Origin of the sequence: Pseudomonas sp. SIMBA_041, assembly GCF_046535095.1 — a bacterium.
Classification (GTDB): Bacteria; Pseudomonadota; Gammaproteobacteria; order Pseudomonadales; family Pseudomonadaceae; genus Aquipseudomonas; species Aquipseudomonas mucoides.
The window spans coordinates 212,827-232,876 of the sequence record NZ_JAWRXJ010000003.1 but is presented as its reverse complement, the minus strand read 5'-3'; the positions used below and the strand labels follow the sequence as shown (position 1 = coordinate 232,876).

General features: G+C 59.1%; 13 protein-coding genes. 6 read left to right on the top strand and 7 right to left on the bottom strand.

Translation table 11 applies throughout. The features are described 5' to 3' along the window. Nucleotides 1-33: 33 nt before the first annotated feature. From pgm to SB725_RS08170, 4 genes are all read right to left on the bottom strand, one after another. Entirely contained in the window at nt 34-1,680 is a 1,647-nt protein-coding gene (pgm, locus tag SB725_RS08185; RefSeq protein WP_410921534.1) for a phosphoglucomutase (alpha-D-glucose-1,6-bisphosphate-dependent), read from the bottom strand. Nucleotides 1,681-1,791: 111 nt separating this feature from the next. After that, on the bottom strand, nt 1,792-3,192 hold the full coding sequence (locus SB725_RS08180) for a PLP-dependent aminotransferase family protein (RefSeq protein WP_027923223.1): 1,401 nt from the start codon (nt 3,190-3,192) through the stop codon (nt 1,792-1,794). A gap of 67 nt (nt 3,193-3,259) precedes the next feature. Further along, a complete protein-coding gene (locus SB725_RS08175; RefSeq protein ID WP_410921533.1) occupies nt 3,260-4,708 on the bottom strand; it encodes a hypothetical protein in 1,449 nt (482 codons plus the stop codon). A 559-nt stretch (nt 4,709-5,267) separates the two neighbouring features. Beyond that, the gene (locus SB725_RS08170) at nt 5,268-6,290 is read right to left on the bottom strand and encodes a zinc-dependent alcohol dehydrogenase family protein (protein ID WP_027923225.1); all 1,023 of its coding nucleotides are present in this window, start codon (nt 6,288-6,290) and stop codon (nt 5,268-5,270) included. Between the two features lie 268 nt (nt 6,291-6,558). Here SB725_RS08170 and SB725_RS08165 point away from each other — a divergent pair, with 268 nt between their 5' ends. The 4 genes from SB725_RS08165 (at nt 6,559) to SB725_RS08150 (ending at nt 13,669) form a co-directional block, all read left to right on the top strand. Beyond that, nucleotides 6,559-7,476: a LysR family transcriptional regulator gene (locus SB725_RS08165; RefSeq protein WP_059182990.1), complete on the top strand. Its 918-nt coding sequence runs from the start codon at nt 6,559-6,561 to the stop codon at nt 7,474-7,476. Between the two features lie 311 nt (nt 7,477-7,787). Then, the gene (gene mexE, locus SB725_RS08160) at nt 7,788-9,041 is read left to right on the top strand and encodes a multidrug efflux RND transporter periplasmic adaptor subunit MexE (RefSeq protein WP_059182991.1); all 1,254 of its coding nucleotides are present in this window, start codon (nt 7,788-7,790) and stop codon (nt 9,039-9,041) included. A 15-nt stretch (nt 9,042-9,056) separates the two neighbouring features. After that, complete coding sequence (locus SB725_RS08155) at nt 9,057-12,251, top strand: efflux RND transporter permease subunit (RefSeq protein WP_027923228.1); 3,195 nt, start codon at nt 9,057-9,059, stop codon at nt 12,249-12,251. Further along, complete coding sequence (locus SB725_RS08150; protein WP_027923229.1) at nt 12,248-13,669, top strand: efflux transporter outer membrane subunit; 1,422 nt, start codon at nt 12,248-12,250, stop codon at nt 13,667-13,669. The genes SB725_RS08155 and SB725_RS08150 overlap by 4 nt, the downstream gene beginning before the upstream one ends. Nucleotides 13,670-13,785: 116 nt before the next feature. Here SB725_RS08150 and SB725_RS08145 read toward each other — a convergent pair whose 3' ends face one another. Genes SB725_RS08145 through SB725_RS08135 form a run of 3 tightly spaced genes read right to left on the bottom strand, consistent with a single transcriptional unit; the run spans nt 13,786 to nt 17,081 of the window. Continuing rightward, on the bottom strand, nt 13,786-14,751 hold the full coding sequence (locus SB725_RS08145) for a biotin/lipoyl-binding protein (protein ID WP_410921532.1): 966 nt from the start codon (nt 14,749-14,751) through the stop codon (nt 13,786-13,788). 4 nt (nt 14,752-14,755) lie between these two features. After that, nucleotides 14,756-14,956: a DUF1656 domain-containing protein gene (locus SB725_RS08140; RefSeq protein WP_410921531.1), complete on the bottom strand. Its 201-nt coding sequence runs from the start codon at nt 14,954-14,956 to the stop codon at nt 14,756-14,758. After that, nucleotides 14,946-17,081 carry an FUSC family protein gene (locus SB725_RS08135; protein WP_027923232.1) on the bottom strand — a complete coding sequence of 712 codons (2,136 nt, stop codon included), beginning with the start codon at nt 17,079-17,081 and terminating at the stop codon, nt 14,946-14,948. Before SB725_RS08135 ends, SB725_RS08140 begins: the two co-directional genes overlap by 11 nt. Before the next feature lie 184 nt (nt 17,082-17,265). Here SB725_RS08135 and SB725_RS08130 point away from each other — a divergent pair, with 184 nt between their 5' ends. Beyond that, nucleotides 17,266-18,321 carry a HEAT repeat domain-containing protein gene (locus SB725_RS08130; RefSeq protein WP_027923233.1) on the top strand — a complete coding sequence of 352 codons (1,056 nt, stop codon included), beginning with the start codon at nt 17,266-17,268 and terminating at the stop codon, nt 18,319-18,321. Between the two features lie 226 nt (nt 18,322-18,547). Beyond that, the gene (locus tag SB725_RS08125) at nt 18,548-20,050 is read left to right on the top strand and encodes an ATPase domain-containing protein (RefSeq protein ID WP_027923234.1); all 1,503 of its coding nucleotides are present in this window, start codon (nt 18,548-18,550) and stop codon (nt 20,048-20,050) included.

Genomic DNA, 20,050 nt, shown 5'->3' with positions numbered 1-20,050 from the left:
GACCGTGATGGTCGCCCCTTTTTACTGTCTGGATTACTTGGCTGCGATGGCGCCATCCACCAGCGTTTGAGCCTCTGCCACCAACTGCTTGAGGTGGTCATCGCTCACAAAGCTTTCAGCGTAGATCTTGTAGATGTCTTCAGTGCCCGACGGACGAGCCGCGAACCAGCCATTTTCGGTCATGACCTTCAGGCCGCCAATCGCCTGGTCATTGCCGGGTGCGTGGCTGAGGATGCTCTGGATCGCTTCGCCCGCCAGTTGAGTCGAGGTGACCTGGTCTGGCGACAGCTTGCTCAGCAAGGCTTTCTGTTCAGGGTTGGCCTTGGCATCCACGCGCACCGAGAACGGTTCGCCGAGTTCATCGGTCAACGCGCGATAGGCCTGGCTTGGGTCGCGACCGGTGCGAGCGGTCATTTCTGCGGCCAGCAATGCCGGGATCAGGCCGTCCTTGTCGGTACTCCAGACGCCGCCGTCCTTGCGCAGGAACGAGGCACCAGCGCTTTCTTCTCCGCCAAAACCCAGGGAACCGTCGAACAAGCCGTCGGCAAACCATTTGAAGCCCACCGGCACTTCATACAGACGACGGCCCAGACGCTTGGCCACGCGATCAATCAAGCCGCTGCTGACCACGGTTTTGCCCACGGCAGCGTCGGCGCGCCAATGCGGACGGTTCTGGAACAGGTAGTCAATCGATACCGCGAGGTAGTTGTTCGGTGCCAACAAACCACCGGACGGCGTAACGATGCCGTGACGGTCGTGATCCGGGTCGCAGCCAAACGCGACGTCGTAGCGATCTTTCAGACCGATCAAGCCTTGCATCGCGTGGGTGGACGATGGGTCCATGCGGATCTGACCATCCCAGTCGACGGTCATGAAGCGGAACGTCGGATCGACCTGTGTATTGACCACGTCGAGGTCCAGACGGTAATGCTCGGCAATCGCCGACCAGTAGCGCACCCCTGCTCCGCCCAATGGATCAACGCCCAGACGCAGCTTGGCGTCACGGATGGCGTCGAAGTCGATCACGTTGATCAGATCAGCCACGTAAGTGTTGAGGTAATCGTGGCGATGGGTTGTGCTGGCTTTCAGCGCCTGCTCGTAGCTGATGCGTTTGACGCCAGCGAGTTTGGCCGCCAGCAGCTCGTTGGCCTTGGCTTCGATCCACTTGGTGATGTGGGTATCGGCCGGACCACCGTTGGTAGGGTTGTATTTGTAGCCACCGCTTTGCGGCGGGTTGTGCGACGGCGTAATGACGACACCGTCCGCCAGACCCGAAGTACGGCCACGGTTGTAGCAAAGGATTGCGTGGGAAATGGCCGGGGTCGGTGTGTATTCGTCCCCTTCGGCAATCATCACCGTGACGCCGTTGGCGGCCAACACTTCCAGGGCGCTGGCACCGGCTGGCGTGGACAGTGCGTGAGTGTCGATCCCGACGAACAACGGACCGGTGATTCCCTGGGCTTCACGGTACAGGCAGATCGCCTGGCTGATCGCCAAGACGTGCCACTCGTTGAAACTCAAGTCGAACGAGCTGCCCCTATGCCCGGAAGTGCCAAAGGCTACACGCTGGGTTGAGATGGCGGCGTCAGGCTGGCCAGTGTAATAGGCCGTTACCAGTCGCGGGATATCGACCAACAATTCTGCCGGTGCCGGTTTGCCCGCAAAAGGACTGAGTGTCATGCAAAACCTCTGAAATTGAGTGGTTCAGGAATTGGATCGCAGTTTACTGGCAGTTCGACCGCAACGCGATGTTATAGATCCATGAGGCTCGCGGATGTTATCCCGCGTCGCTCAATCGATCGCTTCCAGACGCAAGGCATCCCCCAGCAAACCCAACGCTACGCCAAGGTCATGCTCACCACCAAAGGTATGGCTCAGCCGCAAATGTTGCGCATGCAGCCCGCGCAAGCTGAATAATTCCCCGGGGGCCACCACTACCTGCTGTTTGAGCAGGCGGTGGAACACGCCGCGCACATCAACCTGACGTAACGAGCGCACCCAGATCGTCGCGCCGCCCTGGGGGTCGACGAAGTGCAACGCGTCTGCCAGTCGTTCCTCCAGCAATTGGGTCATCTGTACTTTGCGCTCCTTGAGGAGCCGGCGCAGCACCAACAAGTGCTGATCGATGCGACCATTGTTGTACAGGCGCGCAATGGCTTTCTGACGGATCGGCGACAACCGGAACGAGCGCAGCAGGAAGTGTCGCTGCAGCTCACCTCGCAGTTGCCGCGAAAGCACATAGCCGTAAGGCGCTTCAGGCCCGATAACCTTCTCGAATGTGGAAAACACGATCAGTCGGTCCGGGTCCAGCAAATCGCGGAACCGTGGGCCAGCGGGTTCAAATTCAAGATCGCCGTAACAGTCGTTCTCAAGCACCCAACTGCCGTGCCGCGCCAGCAACTGCACGGTTGATAGCCTGTTGCTTTCATCGACCACACTGCCGCGCGGCATGTTCAGGCCGGATGACAACATCATCAGTCGAACGGGTTCGGTCTCCAGCAGCGTTTGCAGATGATCAAGGTCCAGGCAGCCATCCGCTTGTAACGACACCTCAATGACCTTGACGTCCAAGTCCTGCAACAACCGCAAAATCGACCAGTCGCACGGAGACTCCACCACAACCGTGGCGTCCTTGAGGCAAAGCACCGCGATCAATATTTCCAGCACACCCCGCAGATCAGCACCGATGTAGACATCGTCGGCGTGCCAGCAACGTGTCGGAGAGGAGGTATATCGCGCCGCCAGCGCTGCGCGCAGCTCCCGTTCGCCACAGGGTTGAGACGTCGGTTGCGGCTGGCGCGGATATTGGCGCAACAGTTCTCTCTCCAACAGCAATAGCGGGCTGTCCAACGGCTGCAGCAATGCGGGTTCGTCAGCGCTCAATACCAGCATTCCCGGTCGCCTGGCATTCACATAAACCGTCTCGAGCAGGTCATTGCCGCTGCACGGTGGCCGGATGAACGACACCGGAAGTGCGTAATAACCGGATTTGGCCACCGAATAGACGCGCCCTTCCTTTTCCAGCAGCGAATAGGCGTACTGAATGGTCGATATCGACACGCTCAGACGCTCCGCCAGCTGTCGTAATGACGGAAGCCGCACACGTGTGTCGCTGACCGGTTCGCTGATCAGATGAGTCAGGTAGCGATACACCGCCTGATAAGCGAAGTCGGTTTCTCGGGGGCCTTTCATGAGCGATGACTGCACACGATGGGCGCAGCCCGATGGATCCGGACGGGCGTTATCAAGCGAGGCACTTTCAACGCCCCGTTGACCGTTCGCCCGTCACGGCGTCAATCACCCTCATATCGGCTTGCAGCCCCTTGCCCGCAGTCTCGCCACTGGCCACCGGCCCCATGTGGTACAGCGTACCGATCAGGCTGACGGGCAGCCCGCTGACGTCGACCATCCATTGCAACACCTGCTCGGGCGCAGGCTTGCCCTGCATCGCGCGATGCAGTTCGGGTAGCGCCACGAGCATGCCGGGATGGCATTGACGCAGAAAATGCTCAAGCGACGCGCCTTTCTCGACAAAGGGTGCGAACAGTAAACACACCAGTTGAGCTTCGTTCAGGCAGAGGCATCTTTGGGCCTCGGCCGCCGCCAGTTCACGCTGATCTGGATTGCCATATGCCCGCAATACCTGCTCGTATGCATACTCCGGAAGGTGCTTGCGACGCATCATGACCAATTGCCGCTGAACATAGTCAACAATGCCGGCTTCATAGGTCCGACCCTGCACGAAACAGGCTTGTAGCCCACGCAGATGCGCAGAAATCGAAAAGCTCACGTATTCGTTATCACCCGACTGAGCCGTCAGCTCGTCAGGTTGAAACTTGAGGAACTCTGTGAGCAGCGGCCAGCGCTCCTCCAGATTGCTGACCAGCATGTCGTGGATGTCGATGAACGTTGCGCGGCGACACGCCTCAAAACGCTCTGCTGGACGCCATGCCGGCTGATCGTGGCCGGGGTAAAACTCGCGATAGCAGTCGCTGCCCAGCGCATCGAGCCGTGCGAAGAGCTGCTCATAGCTGGTCTCTGGCTGAGCCGACATCGCAAACCCCGCCTTCGCCGCAGCACGGTTCAATCCATCCATGAACTGCTTTTGCTGGCGAGGTGAATCGCTGCTGACCAAGGCATCGACACCGCGGTCCCAACGGGCAATTTGCCCATAGAACTCGCCGGTTGCCAGGTACCCCTCATCCCACAGGTCAAGGGGGTCGTGCCAGGTTCGACGGTGACCGACCATCAACAGATTGAGGCGATTTGATTCGCGACCGCCTTCGGAGATCGCCACGGCGTGATTGAACGGCAGGACCTCGCGGTTATCGACCATCAACACTTCAACCCGTGGATCGTCGTAGAGAAACAAGGCGCTGCAGCTGTGATGGATGTTTTCAAGCGCCGTCGAAGCGGTGCTGTTCGAGCGCAAGGTCGCCACACGCAGCTGGAAGGTCGCCGGTGCGCGCCCGGCGATGCTCAATTGCGCGGCACGCAGCAACGCCAGGGTGTAACAACTGTCACGGCTCCCAGACTGGATCGTCAGCACCTTGAACTCGCCAATACGCTCCATGCCACCGGCGGCGACCACCACGCGCTGAATCATCAGCTGCAATGCAGTGCGCTCGGCCCGGGAAAAGAAACTCAGTAATCGCTGCAGTACTTGCTGATAAACATAGTTCATTGCCTGATCATGGGTATTGGTCATTATTGTCTACCTGTTACTCATAGGTTCGATGTCACGCAAACAACGCCATGCATTGCGCAATGGGTTGCCGGTCATGATTAGAGTGTTGCGCCTGATATCAAATGCTAACACTTAGTTTTTAGTCATTATTTGAAATGATTGCAGCCGACCGTTAACCCTCCTGACAACCACGCGCCTCCAAGCCCCACAAGCCGGGCACCGGGCGACGACCGGAGACATCCTAGGAAATATCCGACAACGTCCCACAGACAAGTAGCACGACAAATAAAGAAAGAAGTTACCTGTGTTTTTTCGGCAACCGATCGATAACTCATTAATAGTTGAGTTTGTATTGCCGGAGCGCATTGAAAAGTATCTGCCCGATACCTGGCCATAGCTCATTCCTTGAGATGAAAGTAATCATTCAATTATCGGGGCTTATATGATGATTAGAAGATACAGATTGAGGGCAAAAACCAGTTCAGTTGCTGAACTGACCCGTCATGAATTGACGGGAGCCTCATATTTTCGGAGGGAGAACGAAAAAGTCCGTGCAAGCACGGACTTTTATTGGGGCGTGTTACGCAGGTTCGACCTGAAGGGCAACCCGCTCGCGGCATGGGCATTCGTCCATATAGCGGTGTGCCTCGACAAACTCGGAAAACGGAAAGACCCGAGTCTTGAGCGGCAGCAGCACACGGTCAGCCGTCATCTGATTGATGTCACGCAACGCACGTTGCAGTGCGACCTCATCCTGGATGATGCCCAGTTCCGGCTTGCCGGTGAAGTTGCCGATACAGTGCACAAAGAACTGTATGTTCTTCTGGAACGCTGCACAGGCCGGGAACGGCGTCTGGTTGCCGCCTTGAAGGCCGTACAACACCAGGCTGCCACGCGGTGCGAGCACATCGCCCAGCAAGGACATCTGCGGCCCGCCCAACCCGTCGAACACCACATCCACACCGCGGTTATCGGTGATTTTGTTGATCCGCATCAGCAGATCTTCTTCTTCGGTGACGATGACTTTCTCGGCACCCAGTGCCAACAGGTTTTCGCGTTCTTCCGCCGTTTTGGTGGCGGCAATCACACGTACACCCAAGGCTTTGCCCAGTTGTACGAACGATGGTCCGGCACAATGGCTAGCGTCAGTCACCAGCACGAACTGCCCGGGTTTGATGCGTGCCAGATCGACGTAAGCGAAATAAGCGATCAACAACGGCGTGTAATGCACGGCCGCTTCGACCGGAGTCAGCACATCCGGATACCGGGTCAGTGCCGAGCGCGGCAAAACAATCTGCTCGCCGTACACGGGATAGTCGTTCGGGCTTTGAGACGGGAAGCTGGCGACCTTGTCACCGACTGCCAGGTCATCGACACCCTCACCGAGCGCCGTCACGACACCTGACATTTCCTGGCCGATGCCTGCAGGCAGACGAGCGTGGGACGACGCCAGGTTCTGGCGCCAAAGCGTGTCATACCAGCTGATGCCAATCGCCTCGACACGCACCTGCACTTCGCCCGGAGCAGGAAGTGCCGCCGCATGCTCTTCGCATTTGAGCACCTCGGCTGGACCAAACTTGTGAAAACGGATCGTGCGGGACATCGCAAACCTCGTCAAAGTAACCTCTAATGCCATGAACTCTATCTGGGCTTTCTACCCAAGACTATCAGTGGCTATTAATAGTCGACATGCCTGTCATTGATTCCGCAGCACCGGCGACATCATCAAATGTCGTGAAAATCGAAGCGGCCCTTCAGGAAAAACTGAATTACACGGTGCAGAGTAGCAGCCTTTCCCCGTAAGATTCATGCCGGCCATTGTTCTCATATGGCCGCTCTCGTCAAGCTTGATGACTCTGCCAGGACTCCAGATGAATCGTAATGACCTGCGTCGTGTCGACCTGAACCTGTTAATCGTTTTCGAAACACTGATGCACGAACGTAGCGTGACCCGCGCTGCAGAGAAGCTGTTTCTCGGCCAGCCGGCCATCAGTGCGGCGCTTTCACGCCTGCGCGGGCTGTTCGATGATCCGTTGTTCGTGCGCACAGGTCGCAGCATGGAACCGTCCGCCCGGGCGATAGAAATCTTCGCCCTGCTCTCCCCCGCGCTGGACTCGATTTCCACGGCCGTCAGCCGTGCGGCGGAGTTTGATCCGGCCACCAGCACGGCGGTGTTCCGCATTGGGCTGTCGGATGATGTCGAATTCGCTCTGTTGCCGATGCTGCTCAAGCGTTTGCGTGCCGAATCCCCCGGGATCGTACTGGTGGTGCGTCGGGCCAATTACATCCTGATGCCGAGCCTGCTGGCGTCGGGCGAGATTTCCATCGGCGTCAGCTATACCGCCGACCTGCCGGCCAACGCCAAGCGCAAAGTGCTGCGCCGCAGCATGCCGAAGCTATTGCGCGCCGACACCGTGCCAGGGCCGTTGAGCCTGGATGACTTCTGCGCCAGGCCGCATGCATTGGTGTCGTTCGCCGGTGACCTGAGCGGCTTTATAGATGACGAACTGGAAAAGCTTGGGCGCAAACGGCATGTCGTGCTGGCGGTGCCGCAGTTCAACGGGCTGAGCACGCTCATCAGTGGCACCGACATTGTGGCGACCGTGCCGGATTACACCGCCGAAGCGTTGACAGCGGCTGGCGGTGTCCGGGCTGAAGACCCACCGCTGCCGGTGCGCAGTTTTGAATTGCACATGGCCTGGCGTGGGTCGCAGGATAATGATCCCGGTGAACGTTGGTTACGGTCGCGGATTCAGATGTTCTTTGGGGATCCGGATAGCCTCGCCTGATCTTGAGTTTGGGTTAAGGCTTCCGGCCTCTTCGCGAGCAGGCCCGCTCCCACATTGGAATGCATTGCCCTGTGGGAGCGTGGCTTGCCCGCGATGGCCACGACTCGGTTCCAAGTCTGTCCTTTGCATTCCCCGCAACACTGAATTGTCATCAATTCAATTGATCACGGATTAGCCAAAGGTGCATGCTAGAGAGCTCGCCCGAGCCTCATATCATTCCGAATGATAGTTACCTTCGCTTCATTCGATTCGTGAGATACACCCTCGCCGCTCATCATCCGTCCATTCTCAATACATTGGCGGATGCATCCATGGAACAGTCACTCAAACATTTGCGCTTCCCATTGGCCATGTTGGCCGTACTGGTGATGAGCGCCTGCGGCAAGGCGCCGGAGTCTGCCGCGACCATGCCCGCGGCGAAGGTCAGCGTCGCCAAGGTGCTGGAACAACCGATCAACGAGTGGGACGAATTCACCGGGCGCCTTGAAGCGCCGGAAACCGTAGAAATTCGTCCACGGGTCTCCGGTCAGATTGATGACGTAGCGTTTACGGAAGGCGCTCTGGTCAAGAAAGGCGACTTGCTGTTCCAGATAGACCCGCGTCCATTCCAGGCCGAGGTTCGCCGTCTCGAAGCCCTGGTTGCCCAGTCCCGCGCCAACGCCACCCGCAGTGAAAACGAAGCCCAGCGCGGCGAGCGTCTTCGCACCAGCAACGCGATCTCCGCCGAACTGGCCGATTCGCGTACCAGTGCCGCTCAAGAAGCCCGCGCCGCTGTCGGTGCCCTGCAGGCGCAACTGGACCTGGCCAAACTGAACCTGAGCTTCACCCGCGTCACCGCGCCCATCAGTGGTCGTGTCAGCCGTGCAGAAATCACTGCCGGTAACCTGGTGACTGCGGACACCACGCCGCTGACCAGCGTTGTTTCCACCGATAAGGTCTACGCCTACTTCGACGCTGACGAACGCGTATTCCTCAAGTACACCCAGCTCGCTCGCCAGGGCAAACGCGGCGCCACCACCCCGGTTTACATGGGCCTGTCCAACGAAGACGGCAACCCGCACCAGGGCGTGATGAACTTCGTCGACAACCAGGTCAACCCGAAAACCGGCACCATCCGTGGTCGCGCAGTCTTCGACAACGCAGACGGCAGCTATACCCCAGGCCTTTATGCGCGTCTGAAACTGGTCGGCAGCGGCACCTACTCCGCCGTGCTGATCAATGACGAAGCGGTCGGTACCGATCTGGGCAAAAAATTCGTACTGGTGATGGATGCCGACAACAAAACGGCGTACCGCGCCGTCGAACTGGGACCAAAGATCGAAGGTTTGCGCATCGTGCGCAACGGCCTGAACAAAGATGACACCGTCATCGTCAAGGGGCTGCAACGGGTTCGCCCTGGCTCGCCGGTCACCCCTGAAGTGATCCCGATGGCCAGCGAACAAACCCTCGCGGCCTTGGCTCAACAACGACAAGCGCTGGAAGCCAGCAACCTGCCCCAAGTCGCACCTGCCAAGGTCGCGCCGGGTGAGGTTGTGAAACTGGCTGCTGCGACTCCACGCGGTTAAGGGACAACGACTCCGATGAATTTTTCCCAATTCTTCATTTCACGGCCGATCTTCGCAGCGGTGCTCTCGCTGTTGATCCTGATCGCCGGCGCTATCTCGCTGTTCCAGTTGCCAATCAGTGAATACCCGGAGGTGGTGCCGCCGACCGTTGTGGTCCGCGCCAACTTCCCGGGTGCCAACCCTAAAGTCATCGGTGAAACGGTGGCCGCTCCGCTGGAGCAAGCCATCACCGGCGTCGAGAACATGCTGTACATGTCCTCGCAGTCCACCGCTGACGGCAAAATCACCCTGACCATCACCTTCGCGCTGGGCACTGACCTGGACAATGCGCAGGTGCAGGTACAGAACCGGGTCACCCGGACCGAGCCGAAACTTCCAGAAGAAGTGACGCGCATCGGTATCACTGTCGACAAGGCTTCGCCCGACCTGACCATGGTTGTGCACTTGACCTCGCCGGACAAACGCTACGACATGCTTTACCTGTCCAACTATGCCCTGCTCAACATCAAGGATGAGCTGGCGCGTCTGGGCGGGGTCGGTGATGTGCAATTGTTCGGCATGGGCGATTACTCGCTGCGCGTCTGGCTCGATCCGAACAAGACCGCTTCGCGTAACCTGACCGCCACCGATGTGGTGACCGCGATTCGTGAGCAGAACCGTCAAGTGGCCGCCGGTGCACTGGGCGCTCCTCCTGCGCCAAATGCCACGGCTTTCCAGCTGTCGGTCAACACTCAAGGTCGTCTGGTTTCGGAAGAAGAGTTCGAGAACATCATCATTCGCTCCGGCGATAACGGTGAAATCACTCGCCTCAAAGACATTGCCCGCGTTGAACTGGGCTCCAGCCAATACGCCCTGCGCTCGTTGCTGAACAACCAACCGGCGGTGGCGATCCCGATCTTCCAGCGCCCTGGTTCCAATGCGATCGAAATCTCCAACGAAGTGCGCGACAAGATGGCCGAGCTGAAGAAGAACTTCCCGGAAGGCATGGACTTCAGCATCGTCTACGACCCGACGATCTTCGTTCGCGGCTCCATCGAAGCCGTTGTTCACACCCTCTTCGAAGCACTGATTCTCGTTGTGTTGGTGGTGATTCTGTTCCTGCAAACCTGGCGCGCCTCGATCATTCCATTGGTAGCCGTACCGGTGTCGCTGATCGGCACGTTCGCGGTGATGCACTTGTTCGGCTTCTCGTTGAACGCCCTGTCGCTGTTCGGGTTGGTACTGGCGATCGGTATCGTGGTGGACGATGCCATCGTGGTAGTGGAGAACGTGGAGAGGCACATCGAGCTGGGAGAAACGCCCGTAGAAGCCACCAAGAAAGCCATGCGGGAGGTGACCGGGCCGATCATCGCGACGGCGCTGGTGCTGTGTGCGGTATTTATCCCGGCGGCGTTCATTTCCGGACTCACCGGCCAGTTCTACAAACAGTTTGCCCTGACCATTGCCATCTCGACCGTGATCTCGGCGTTCAACTCGCTGACACTGTCCCCTGCCCTGGCCGCCGTGCTGCTCAAGAGCCACAGTGCGCCGAAAGATCGCTTTACCAAAGTGCTTGATAAACTGTTGGGCGGTTGGCTGTTCCGTCCGTTCAACCGGTTCTTCGAACGCGCCAGCCATGGCTATGTCGGCACCGTAGCCCGGGTTATCCGCAGCAGCGGTATTGCCCTGCTGTTGTACGCAGGCCTGATGGTGCTGACCTTCTTCGGTTTCGCCCACACCCCGACCGGCTTCGTACCCGGCCAGGACAAACAATACCTGGTGGCCTTCGCGCAACTGCCGGACGCTTCGAGCCTGGACCGTACCGAAGACGTGATCAAACGCATGTCCGACCTGGCCCTGAAACAGCCTGGCGTGGAAAGCGCAGTGGCCTTCCCCGGCCTGTCGATCAACGGCTTCACCAACAGTCCTAACGCCGGCATCGTGTTCGTGACCTTGAAGCCGTTCGACGAGCGTAAAGACCCGAGCATGTCCGCCGGTGCCATTGCCGGTGCCTTGAACGGCCAGTTCGCCGGGATTCAAGAAGCCTACATGGCGATCTTCCCGCCGCCGCCAGTACAGGGTCTGGGCACCATCGGTGGTTTCCGCCTGCAGATCGAAGACAAGGGCAACCTCGGCTACGACGAGCTGTACAAAGAAACCATGAACATCATCAACAAAAGCCACAACGTGCCGGAACTGGCCGCCCTGTTCACCAGCTACACCGTGAACGTGCCGCAGGTCGATGCCGCCATCGACCGGGAAAAAGCCAAGACTCATGGCGTGGCCGTCAGTGACATCTTCGACACCCTGCAGATCTACCTGGGTTCGCTGTATGCCAACGACTTCAACCGCTTCGGTCGTACCTACCAGGTCAACGTTCAGGCTGAACAACAATTCCGTCTTGAACCGGACCAGATCGGTCAGCTGAAAGTGCGCAACAACAAAGGCGAAATGATCCCGCTGGCGACCTTCATCAAGGTCAGCGACACCTCGGGGCCGGACCGCGTGATGCACTACAACGGCTTCATCACCGCTGAAATCAACGGCGCCGCCGCCCCGGGCTACAGCTCTGGCCAGGCCGAAAAAGCCATCGAGAAACTGCTCAAGGATGAACTGCCGAACGGCATGACCTACGAATGGACCGACCTGACCTACCAGCAGATTCTGTCCGGCAACACCGCCCTGTTCGTCTTCCCGCTCTGCGTTCTGCTGGCGTTCCTGGTACTCGCGGCTCAGTACGAAAGCTGGAGCCTGCCAATGGCAGTGATCCTGATCGTACCGATGACCTTGCTGTCGGCCATCACCGGTGTGATTGCTTCGGGTGGAGACAACAACATCTTCACCCAGATCGGCTTGATCGTACTGGTGGGGCTTGCGTGTAAGAACGCGATCCTGATCGTCGAGTTTGCCAAGGACAAACAGCAGGACGAAGGCCTCAACCCGCTCGCTGCGGTGCTGGAAGCTTGCCGCTTGCGTCTGCGGCCGATCCTGATGACGTCCTTCGCGTTCATCATGGGTGTCGTGCCTCTGGTGTTCTCCAGCGGTGCCGGTGCCGAAATGCGTCACGCCATGGGTGTGGCGGTGTTCTCCGGGATGCTCGGGGTGACCTTCTTCGGTCTGTTGCTGACGCCGGTGTTCTACGTATTGATTCGCAACTTTGTGGAGCGCGGTGAAAAGCGCAAGGCGGCCAAGGCGCTGAATCTTCAAAAGCAACTGGAGTCGCAACAATGAGCTTGAAAGCCTTTCTTCCGAGCCTGCTGGTACTGGCCCTGAGTGCCTGTGCCGTCGGCCCGGACTACAAGACCCCTGCGACTGAACCGGCGCATATCACCACGGCTACCGATGGCGCTGCCGGCCAGAAAAACTTCGACCGCTCGCACTTCGAAGGCATCTGGTGGCAGCAGTTCGAGGACCCGACCCTTAATCAGTTGGTGACTCAATCGCTGCAAGGCAACCGTGATTTGCGCGTGGCCTTCGCCCGCTGGAAAGCGGCCCGGGCGATTCGCGATGACATCAGCAACGACGCCATGCCGACCATCACCAGCCGGGCCAGCAGTGAACTGGGCAAAGGGCAAATCCCTGGCCAGACCACCAAACGGGTCAACAGCGAACGCTACGACCTGGGCCTGGACATGGCGTGGGAGATCGACCTGTTTGGCCGTATCCAGCGCAACCTGGAATCGGCCAACGCCGAACAGCAAGCCATCGAGGCCGATCTCTACCAACTGCAAGTCACCATGATTGCCGAACTGGTGGATTCCTACGGTCAATTACGGGGTGCACAACTGCGCGAAAAGATCGCTTTGGCGAACCTGGAGAACCAACAGGAGTCACGCAAGATCACCATCAGCCTGCGTGATGCCGGCGTCGGTGATCAGTTGGACGTGGAGCGCGCCGATGCACGTTTGGCGTCCGTCGAAGCCAGCGTGCCGCAATTGCAGGCCGAACAGGTTCGGCAAAAAAACCGTATCGCCACCCTGCTGGGTGAGCGCCCGGACAAGCTGACGGTCGACCTGAGTCCCAAGAGCCTGCCGGCCATCGCCAAAGCGCTGCCGATTGGCGATCCGGGTCAACTGCTGCAACGTCGTCCGGACATCCTTAGCGCCGAGCGCAAACTGGCGTCTGCCACCGCCCGCATCGGCGTGGCCACGGCTGATTTGTTCCCACAGGTCAGCCTCAGCGGCTTCCTTGGTTTTACGGCAGGACGCGGTTCGCAAATTGGGTCCTCGGCAGCCAACGCCTGGGCACTGGGCCCAAGCATCACCTGGGCCGCGTTTGACCTGGGCAGTGTAAAAGCCCGTATTCGCGGTGCGGATGCGGATGCCGAAGGCGCGCTGGCCAGTTATGAGCAGCAAGTGCTGTTGGCACTGGAAGAGTCGGAAAACGCGTTCAGCGATTACGGCAAGCGTCAGCAACGCTTGATCTCTCTGATTCGTCAGAGCGAGTCGAGTCGAGCCGCCGCCGACCTCGCCGAAATTCGCTATCGCGAAGGCACGGCGGACTTCCTCGTCCTGCTGGACGCGCAACGCGAGCGACTGGCAGCGGAAGACACCCAGGCATCGGCCGAAACCGAACTGTATAGCGGCATTGTCGCGATTTACAAAGCCCTTGGCGGTGGCTGGCAACCGGAGACCGTCGCCAGCAAGTAAGTTGTTAAAGCGCTCCTTTGGTTGGCCGCAACCGACCATTTTTTTAGCCCCGCGTCTCATTCGGTCGCGGGGCTTTTTTTTGTCTGCTGATTCTTGAATCCACTCCTACAGGGGGGTTAGCGGTGATCTTGGGGGGTGCGGTTTTCGAGGACGGTTACGGTGGCAGTTGTGCCGGCGCGCAGGAGGTTTTTGCCGGCATAGTCATCATCAATCTTTATCCGAACCGGCACCCGTTGCGCCAGTTTGACCCAGGTGTAGCTGGGGTTGATGTTGGCCAGCAAGCGTCCGCCCGGCAGGTTTTCCCGGTCGGCGATGGCGAAAGCGATGCTTTGCACGGTGCCGCCAAAGGTTTCGCCGCTCATCAATTCGATGTCGACCCGGTCACCCTCTGCGATTCGCGGCAACTTGGTCTCTTCGAAGTAACCGCTGACATAAAACGAATCGCTGTCCACCAGTGCCAATAACGGGCCGCCAGCGGTGGCGTAGTCGCCTTGACGGGTCAGCAGGTTGGTGACAAAACCGGTGACCGGCGATTCAACGCGAGTGCGTTGCAAGTCCAGTTCGGACTGGGTCAATGCTGCGATGGCCAGTTGCACGTTAGCCTGAGCCAACACCAGGATGGCCTGGTTACGCAGCAGATCGGCCTGAGCCACAGCCACTTCCGTGCTGGCTTTTTCCCACTCTTCACCAGAGACGGCCGAGCGTTCCTTCAACGTACGCCGGCGTTGCTCCTCGCTCTGCCGCTGTTTGAGCAGTGCTTCGCTGGCAACGATCGCCGCCTGTGACTGCCCCAGTGAAGCTTTCGCCACTTCCACCGAGCGTTTGGAACGTTCCACGGCCAGGGTGTAGCGAGCCGGATCGATTTCCAGCAGCAGCTGGCCTTTTTCAACATGCTGGTTGTCTTGTACACCCAGTTTGACGATGCGCCCCGAGACATCGGCAGACAACGTCACCACGTCAGCGCGAACCCGTGCATCCCGGGTCCAGGGAGCTCGGGTGTAATGCTCCCAGGCAAACCAGCCAAGAATGAAGGCCAACAGCACAACGACCAGTGTGGCGAGTCGGGGAAGAAATTTCTTCAAGGCATCAGGCTCCCATTACCAGAATCAACGTCGCGCACACGCAGGCATACAACGCGCCCTCGAATAAAGCTTCATGCCAGACGAAACGCAGCACACCGAGGCGGCGTAACGCCCAGTCCAGCGCCAGAAAAATCGGCAGCGCCAATAACAGCGCTTGGGCGATGGGCGGCAAGTACACGCCACCCAGTTCAAAATCAATGGGCAAGGGCCGGCACTCCTGTTGCAACTACCGGTTGAAAGTATTCGCGATATCGCCGCACGAACGACTCCACGATCAGCAGCGCCACGCGCATTCGGAACACCGACCACAAGTGCTCGTGGACCATCAGGTGCAAATCGTCCAATTCGTCGCCCAGTACGCGCAATTCCCCAAGCAGCCGATCGGGGTCTGTCCCGGACCGCCCGGCCACCCATCTTGCGCAATCGCGGACCGCAGCCGACAACCGCTGCTGTTGCTCCGAACTCAATAAGGTATTGCCCTGCCCCTGTTGCCTGAGCTGGTTCAACGCAACGCCCAGGGCCATGCACCCGAGGCTGACCTGAAATAACTCGTCGGACTGCTTATCGCTGGTCGCCGGCAACAACCCCAGCATCATGGTCAGTCGATCGACCATGCGGCTTTCGAAGGCAAATTGCTGTGCATCGGTAGCCGGCGTCTTCATCAAGGCGTAGACCTGCTCCGCGTTTTCCTTGAACAGCCGGCGAATCCGCAGAACAGGCCTGAACGGGAAGATCAAGGCGAAGACGCTCAATGCCAGGACCGTTGCGCTGACGTAAGCTCCGGCAAACTCGAACCACTGAATCGCACTGTTCTGGCCGATCCCGACGTTTTGTGGACCTAACAACAGAAAGGTCGACAGACCAAAGCCGATGCCTGTCCCGGTGGTTGCCGGCGTGGAGAGACCCACCGCGACCGCATACAGCAATGGCGCCAACAACAAGGCCATTAGCTCGAAATTACTGATCATGGGCACCAGCATGAATTGATAAAGCGCCGACACAATCAACGCCAGGAATAGCCCCCTTGCATAGCTCTGCGCCGCCAGCAGCGGTCTGGGGAAGGTTGCCATCAGCGAACAAAGAATCCCGACCAGCACCATGCCGCCCCGCGCTCCGTCCCAGCCGGTCTCGATCCAGATCAGTCCGGCCACCAGCAATGCAATAAAGGCTCGAATGGCGTTCATCCCCGCCAGGGTGAAATCCAGATGCAGCGGATTCGCCTGTCCCCGGTAGACGCAACTGGCCTGGCGTTCCTCCTGAATGGCGTCACTCAGTTCCAAAATCTGTTCCAGTTGCTGTAACAACCGAGCCTGTTCCCAGCGCAGGGCCCACGCCAGCGATCGCAATGTGGCCGGCATTGTTTCGGTCAGTTGTTCTGCCTTGTACGCCTGATCGTCGAAACGCTGCTGCAATGCCGAAAAATGATGACGCGCATCGGCCGATAGCGAGCGGCCCTTTTGGGCCAGCTCATCGAGAAACGCCAATTCTTCGGCGCGTAAATGCTGTATTTCCAAGGGCAACTCCCCCTCCCAGCGCTCGGTCAGCAGCTCACGCTGGTGGCGCAGCGCCGTCAGCCGGGACGTCAGTAAAACCAATTGGTTTCCCAGCAGTTGCACCAGCTCATCGGCGCTGCGTAATCGTGGGGCATCGTAATAAAGGTGCCGGCGCAATCCTTCCAGAACGCTGATTTCGCCTAACAGCTGCATTTGCCTGCGATGAAAATCGGCTTCGCTTTCTTCGGTTCGAATGACCGCCGCGGCGTGAGTCGCCAACAACTTGATCACCTGATCAATCTTGGCGAAGTAGCTCCGGGCCACGGTCTCGGGTCGTGCGGTCAGGAGGCTGACGACGCAGACACACGCCACCGCCAGCAGCGTCTCGGTCAAGCGCGTCACCGCCAAAAGGAAGGTGCCGTCCTGATCAGGCACGGCCAACAGCGCCACCACCACCGCCGTGTAACCACTGAGCACAAAGGCTTGGGAACTGGTGTAGCGCAATAAGGTGCCACCAGCGGTGCACAGTGCCAGCCACAGTGCCAGGGTAATGATGAAAGGCAACGGCGCCTGGGGGAAGATCGCCATGATCACGACTGCCGCGACAGCGCCCAAGGTGGTGCCGATGACCTGCCCGAGACTGCGGGCCAGCGCCATGCCGCCCAATGGCTGGCTGACGATGACCACCGCCATGATCGACCATTTGGGCTGATCGAGGTCGAACAGGAACGCTAGGTACAGGGTTAGTAGCCCGGCGGCGATGGTTCTCAAGGCAAAAAGCAGCACACCGGGCCCGGGGTTGAGGATTGCCTTGAAGTATTGAAGCAGCGGTTGCATGGGAGCTCCCTTCGATTCACCTTCAGCAAGCGTAGTCACTGCTTCAAGGCCTCGACAGGTTTCGATGTCGACGCAAGCTGTAGGCAAAATCCTCGACATTGAGCCCCCTCAGGGTTTGACTCACAGCCCCAGCTGACCGAAGCTGACGGCCTTTGCACAAGCTTGCCAGCTCCCGGATTCCTGCATGCCCCAGTCCCGCCGCTACTTGCTCATCAGTCTCTGTGTGCTGTTTGCCATTGTTATGGCCTGGTTGTTCCTGCGCAGCACAACGCCTGAGGTGCCCGAAGCGATCAAGCGCGGTTACAGCGAAGCGTTGACCCAGGCCCGTTCCGGTCAGCCGGGTGCCGCACGGGTGTTATATCAGCAACTGGGGCGACCTGATCTGTCGCCCAAGCGGCGTATCTGGTTGCTCGCCGAACTCCCCAACTACCCAAGCCCGCAGGCCTTGAAACTGGCGGATGCGGACCTGCAGCATCCGGATGAAAACGTACGGATCGCCGCCATAAAGAGCATCAGCGGCCTGGTGTCTGCCGGCCAACGCAGCTTGTTGATCGGCCCATTGCTCGATGACAGCGTAGAAAGCGTGCGATTTGCCGCCGTCAATGCACTGTTGGGACTGTCACCGGATGACCTGGGGTTATATTTCGCGCCACTGGAGCAAGCCATCGATGCCTGGGAACTGGCCCTTAACAGTCAGCCACCCAGCGCGCAAAACCAATATCAATTGGCGCGCCTGCACCTGCACAACGCCGAATTGAAAGAGGCACAAGAAGCGCTGGATCGCACATTACAGCTGGACCCCGGCAATCTGCCGGCGCTGGTGATGCAGATCGATGTGCTCGACCGCCAGGGCCAAAGCGATGCCGCACGCCAATTGCTGGCGAAACAGCTCAAAACGCAGCCCGACTCGGCCTACCTGCAACATGCCCTGGGGCTCTGGCTGCTGAATCACGGGCAAAGTGAGTTTGCCGTGCTCGGCCTTTCCAAAGCTGTGGAGCTGGAGCCCGACAACAAGGATTATCGCTATGACCTGGCGACCACCTTGCACCTTGAGCAGGAGCTGGAAGCCGCGCAGAAGCAGTTGCAAGAGATCGTCCAGCGCCACCCGGCCGACCGTAAGGCGCGTGTGCTGCTGATCAATTACTGGAAAGAAAGCGGACAGTTGCAGAACGTGCAGATCCTGTTGGCTCAGCTGGAGCAGCTCAACCCGGATGACCCCGCGTTGCAGCAAGGCTTGTAACAGCCCCCTCTGTAGCAGCTGCCGAAGGCTGCGTCCGGGTGCGTAGCGCCCGCCCGGCATCCGATAACGAGTGCTACGCACTCGAACGCAGCCTTCGGCAGCTGCCACAGGTCAGTTCTGCAAAAAGGTTGAACCGTCGTCACGGCCAAAGGTCAAGAGAAAAGGCAGTCCAAACAGGCACCTCAAGCCTGCTGCCTCGCTTCCCCTGGTCATGAGAGGGTTTTTCTTGTCTACATCAACCGAGCTGTTCAGTGCAAAAGCCGCCACCGGCATCGAAGGTCTGGATGACATCCTGGCCGGAGGCTTGTCTCGTGGACATGTATTTTTGCTGGAGGGCGAACCCGGTACCGGCAAAACCACCGTTGCTTTGCATTTCCTGTTGGCCGGCGCCCGAGCCGGCGAACGCTCGTTGTACATCACCTTGTCAGAAACCGAGCGTGAGCTGCGTCAAGGCGCCCTGTCCCATGGCTGGGAGCTGGATGAGAACATCCACATCTTCGAACTGACCCCGCCGGAAAGCCTGCTCAACGCCGAGCACCAGCAGAGTCTGCTGTACTCCTCGGACCTTGAACTGGGTGAAGCCACCAAGCAGATTTTCGAAGTGGTCGAGCGGGTCAAACCGACGCGCGTGGTGCTCGACAGCCTGTCCGAAATCCGCCTGTTGGCCCAGAGTTCACTGCGCTATCGGCGGCAGATTCTGGCGATCAAACACTACTTTGTGCGTTACGACGCTACCGTGTTGTTGCTGGATGACCTGACCACCGAATCCCTCGATAAAACCGTACACAGCGTCGCGCATGGCGTGATTCGACTCGAAGAACTCACACCCAACTATGGCGCCGAACGCCGCCGCATCCGCGTGGTGAAGTACCGCGGCCAGAAGTATCGCGGCGGCTATCACGACTTCACCATCATGGGCGACGGTGTGCACGTATTCCCGCGCCTGGTCGCGGCCGAACACCGAGGTGGCTACATCCGCCAACAGTTGACCAGCGGCATCAAAGAAATGGACGCCCTGCTCGGCGGCGGTATCGAGACCGGTTCCAGCACGCTGATTCTGGGGCCGGCCGGTACCGGCAAATCGCTGATCTCGATGATCTTCGCCGCTGCTGCCGTGGCGCGTGGCGAAAAAGCCGCGCTGTTCATTTTCGATGAAGAGCTGGGGTTACTGTTCGAGCGCATGAAAAACATGGGCATCGACCTGCAGGCCCTGCAAGACACCGGCAACCTGCTGATCGAGCAAGTCGACGCCGCCGAACTGTCCCCCGGCGAGTTCTCCCACCGGGTGCGCCGCTGTGTCGATGAACGTCAAATCAAAACCGTGGTGATCGACAGCATCAATGGCTATCAGGCCGCGATGCCTGAGGAAAATGCGCTGGTACTGCACATGCACGAGTTGCTGCTGTACCTCAATCGTCGAGGCGCTGCGACGTTCATGACCGTCGCCCAACATGGGCTGGTCGGTGACATGCAAGCGCCGGTCGACATCACGTACCTGGCTGACACGGTAATCCTGTTGCGCTACTTCGAAGCCCTGGGCAAGGTTCGCCGGGCGATCTCAATCATCAAGAAACGCACCGGCAGCCACGAATCGACCATTCGCGAATACCGCATCGGCAGCCGGGGCATGACCATCGGTGAACCTTTGGATGCGTTCCAGGGCGTATTGCGCGGCGTACCGACCTATCTGGGCGCCAGCCAACCGCTGCTCCAGGACGATGTCCGGTGA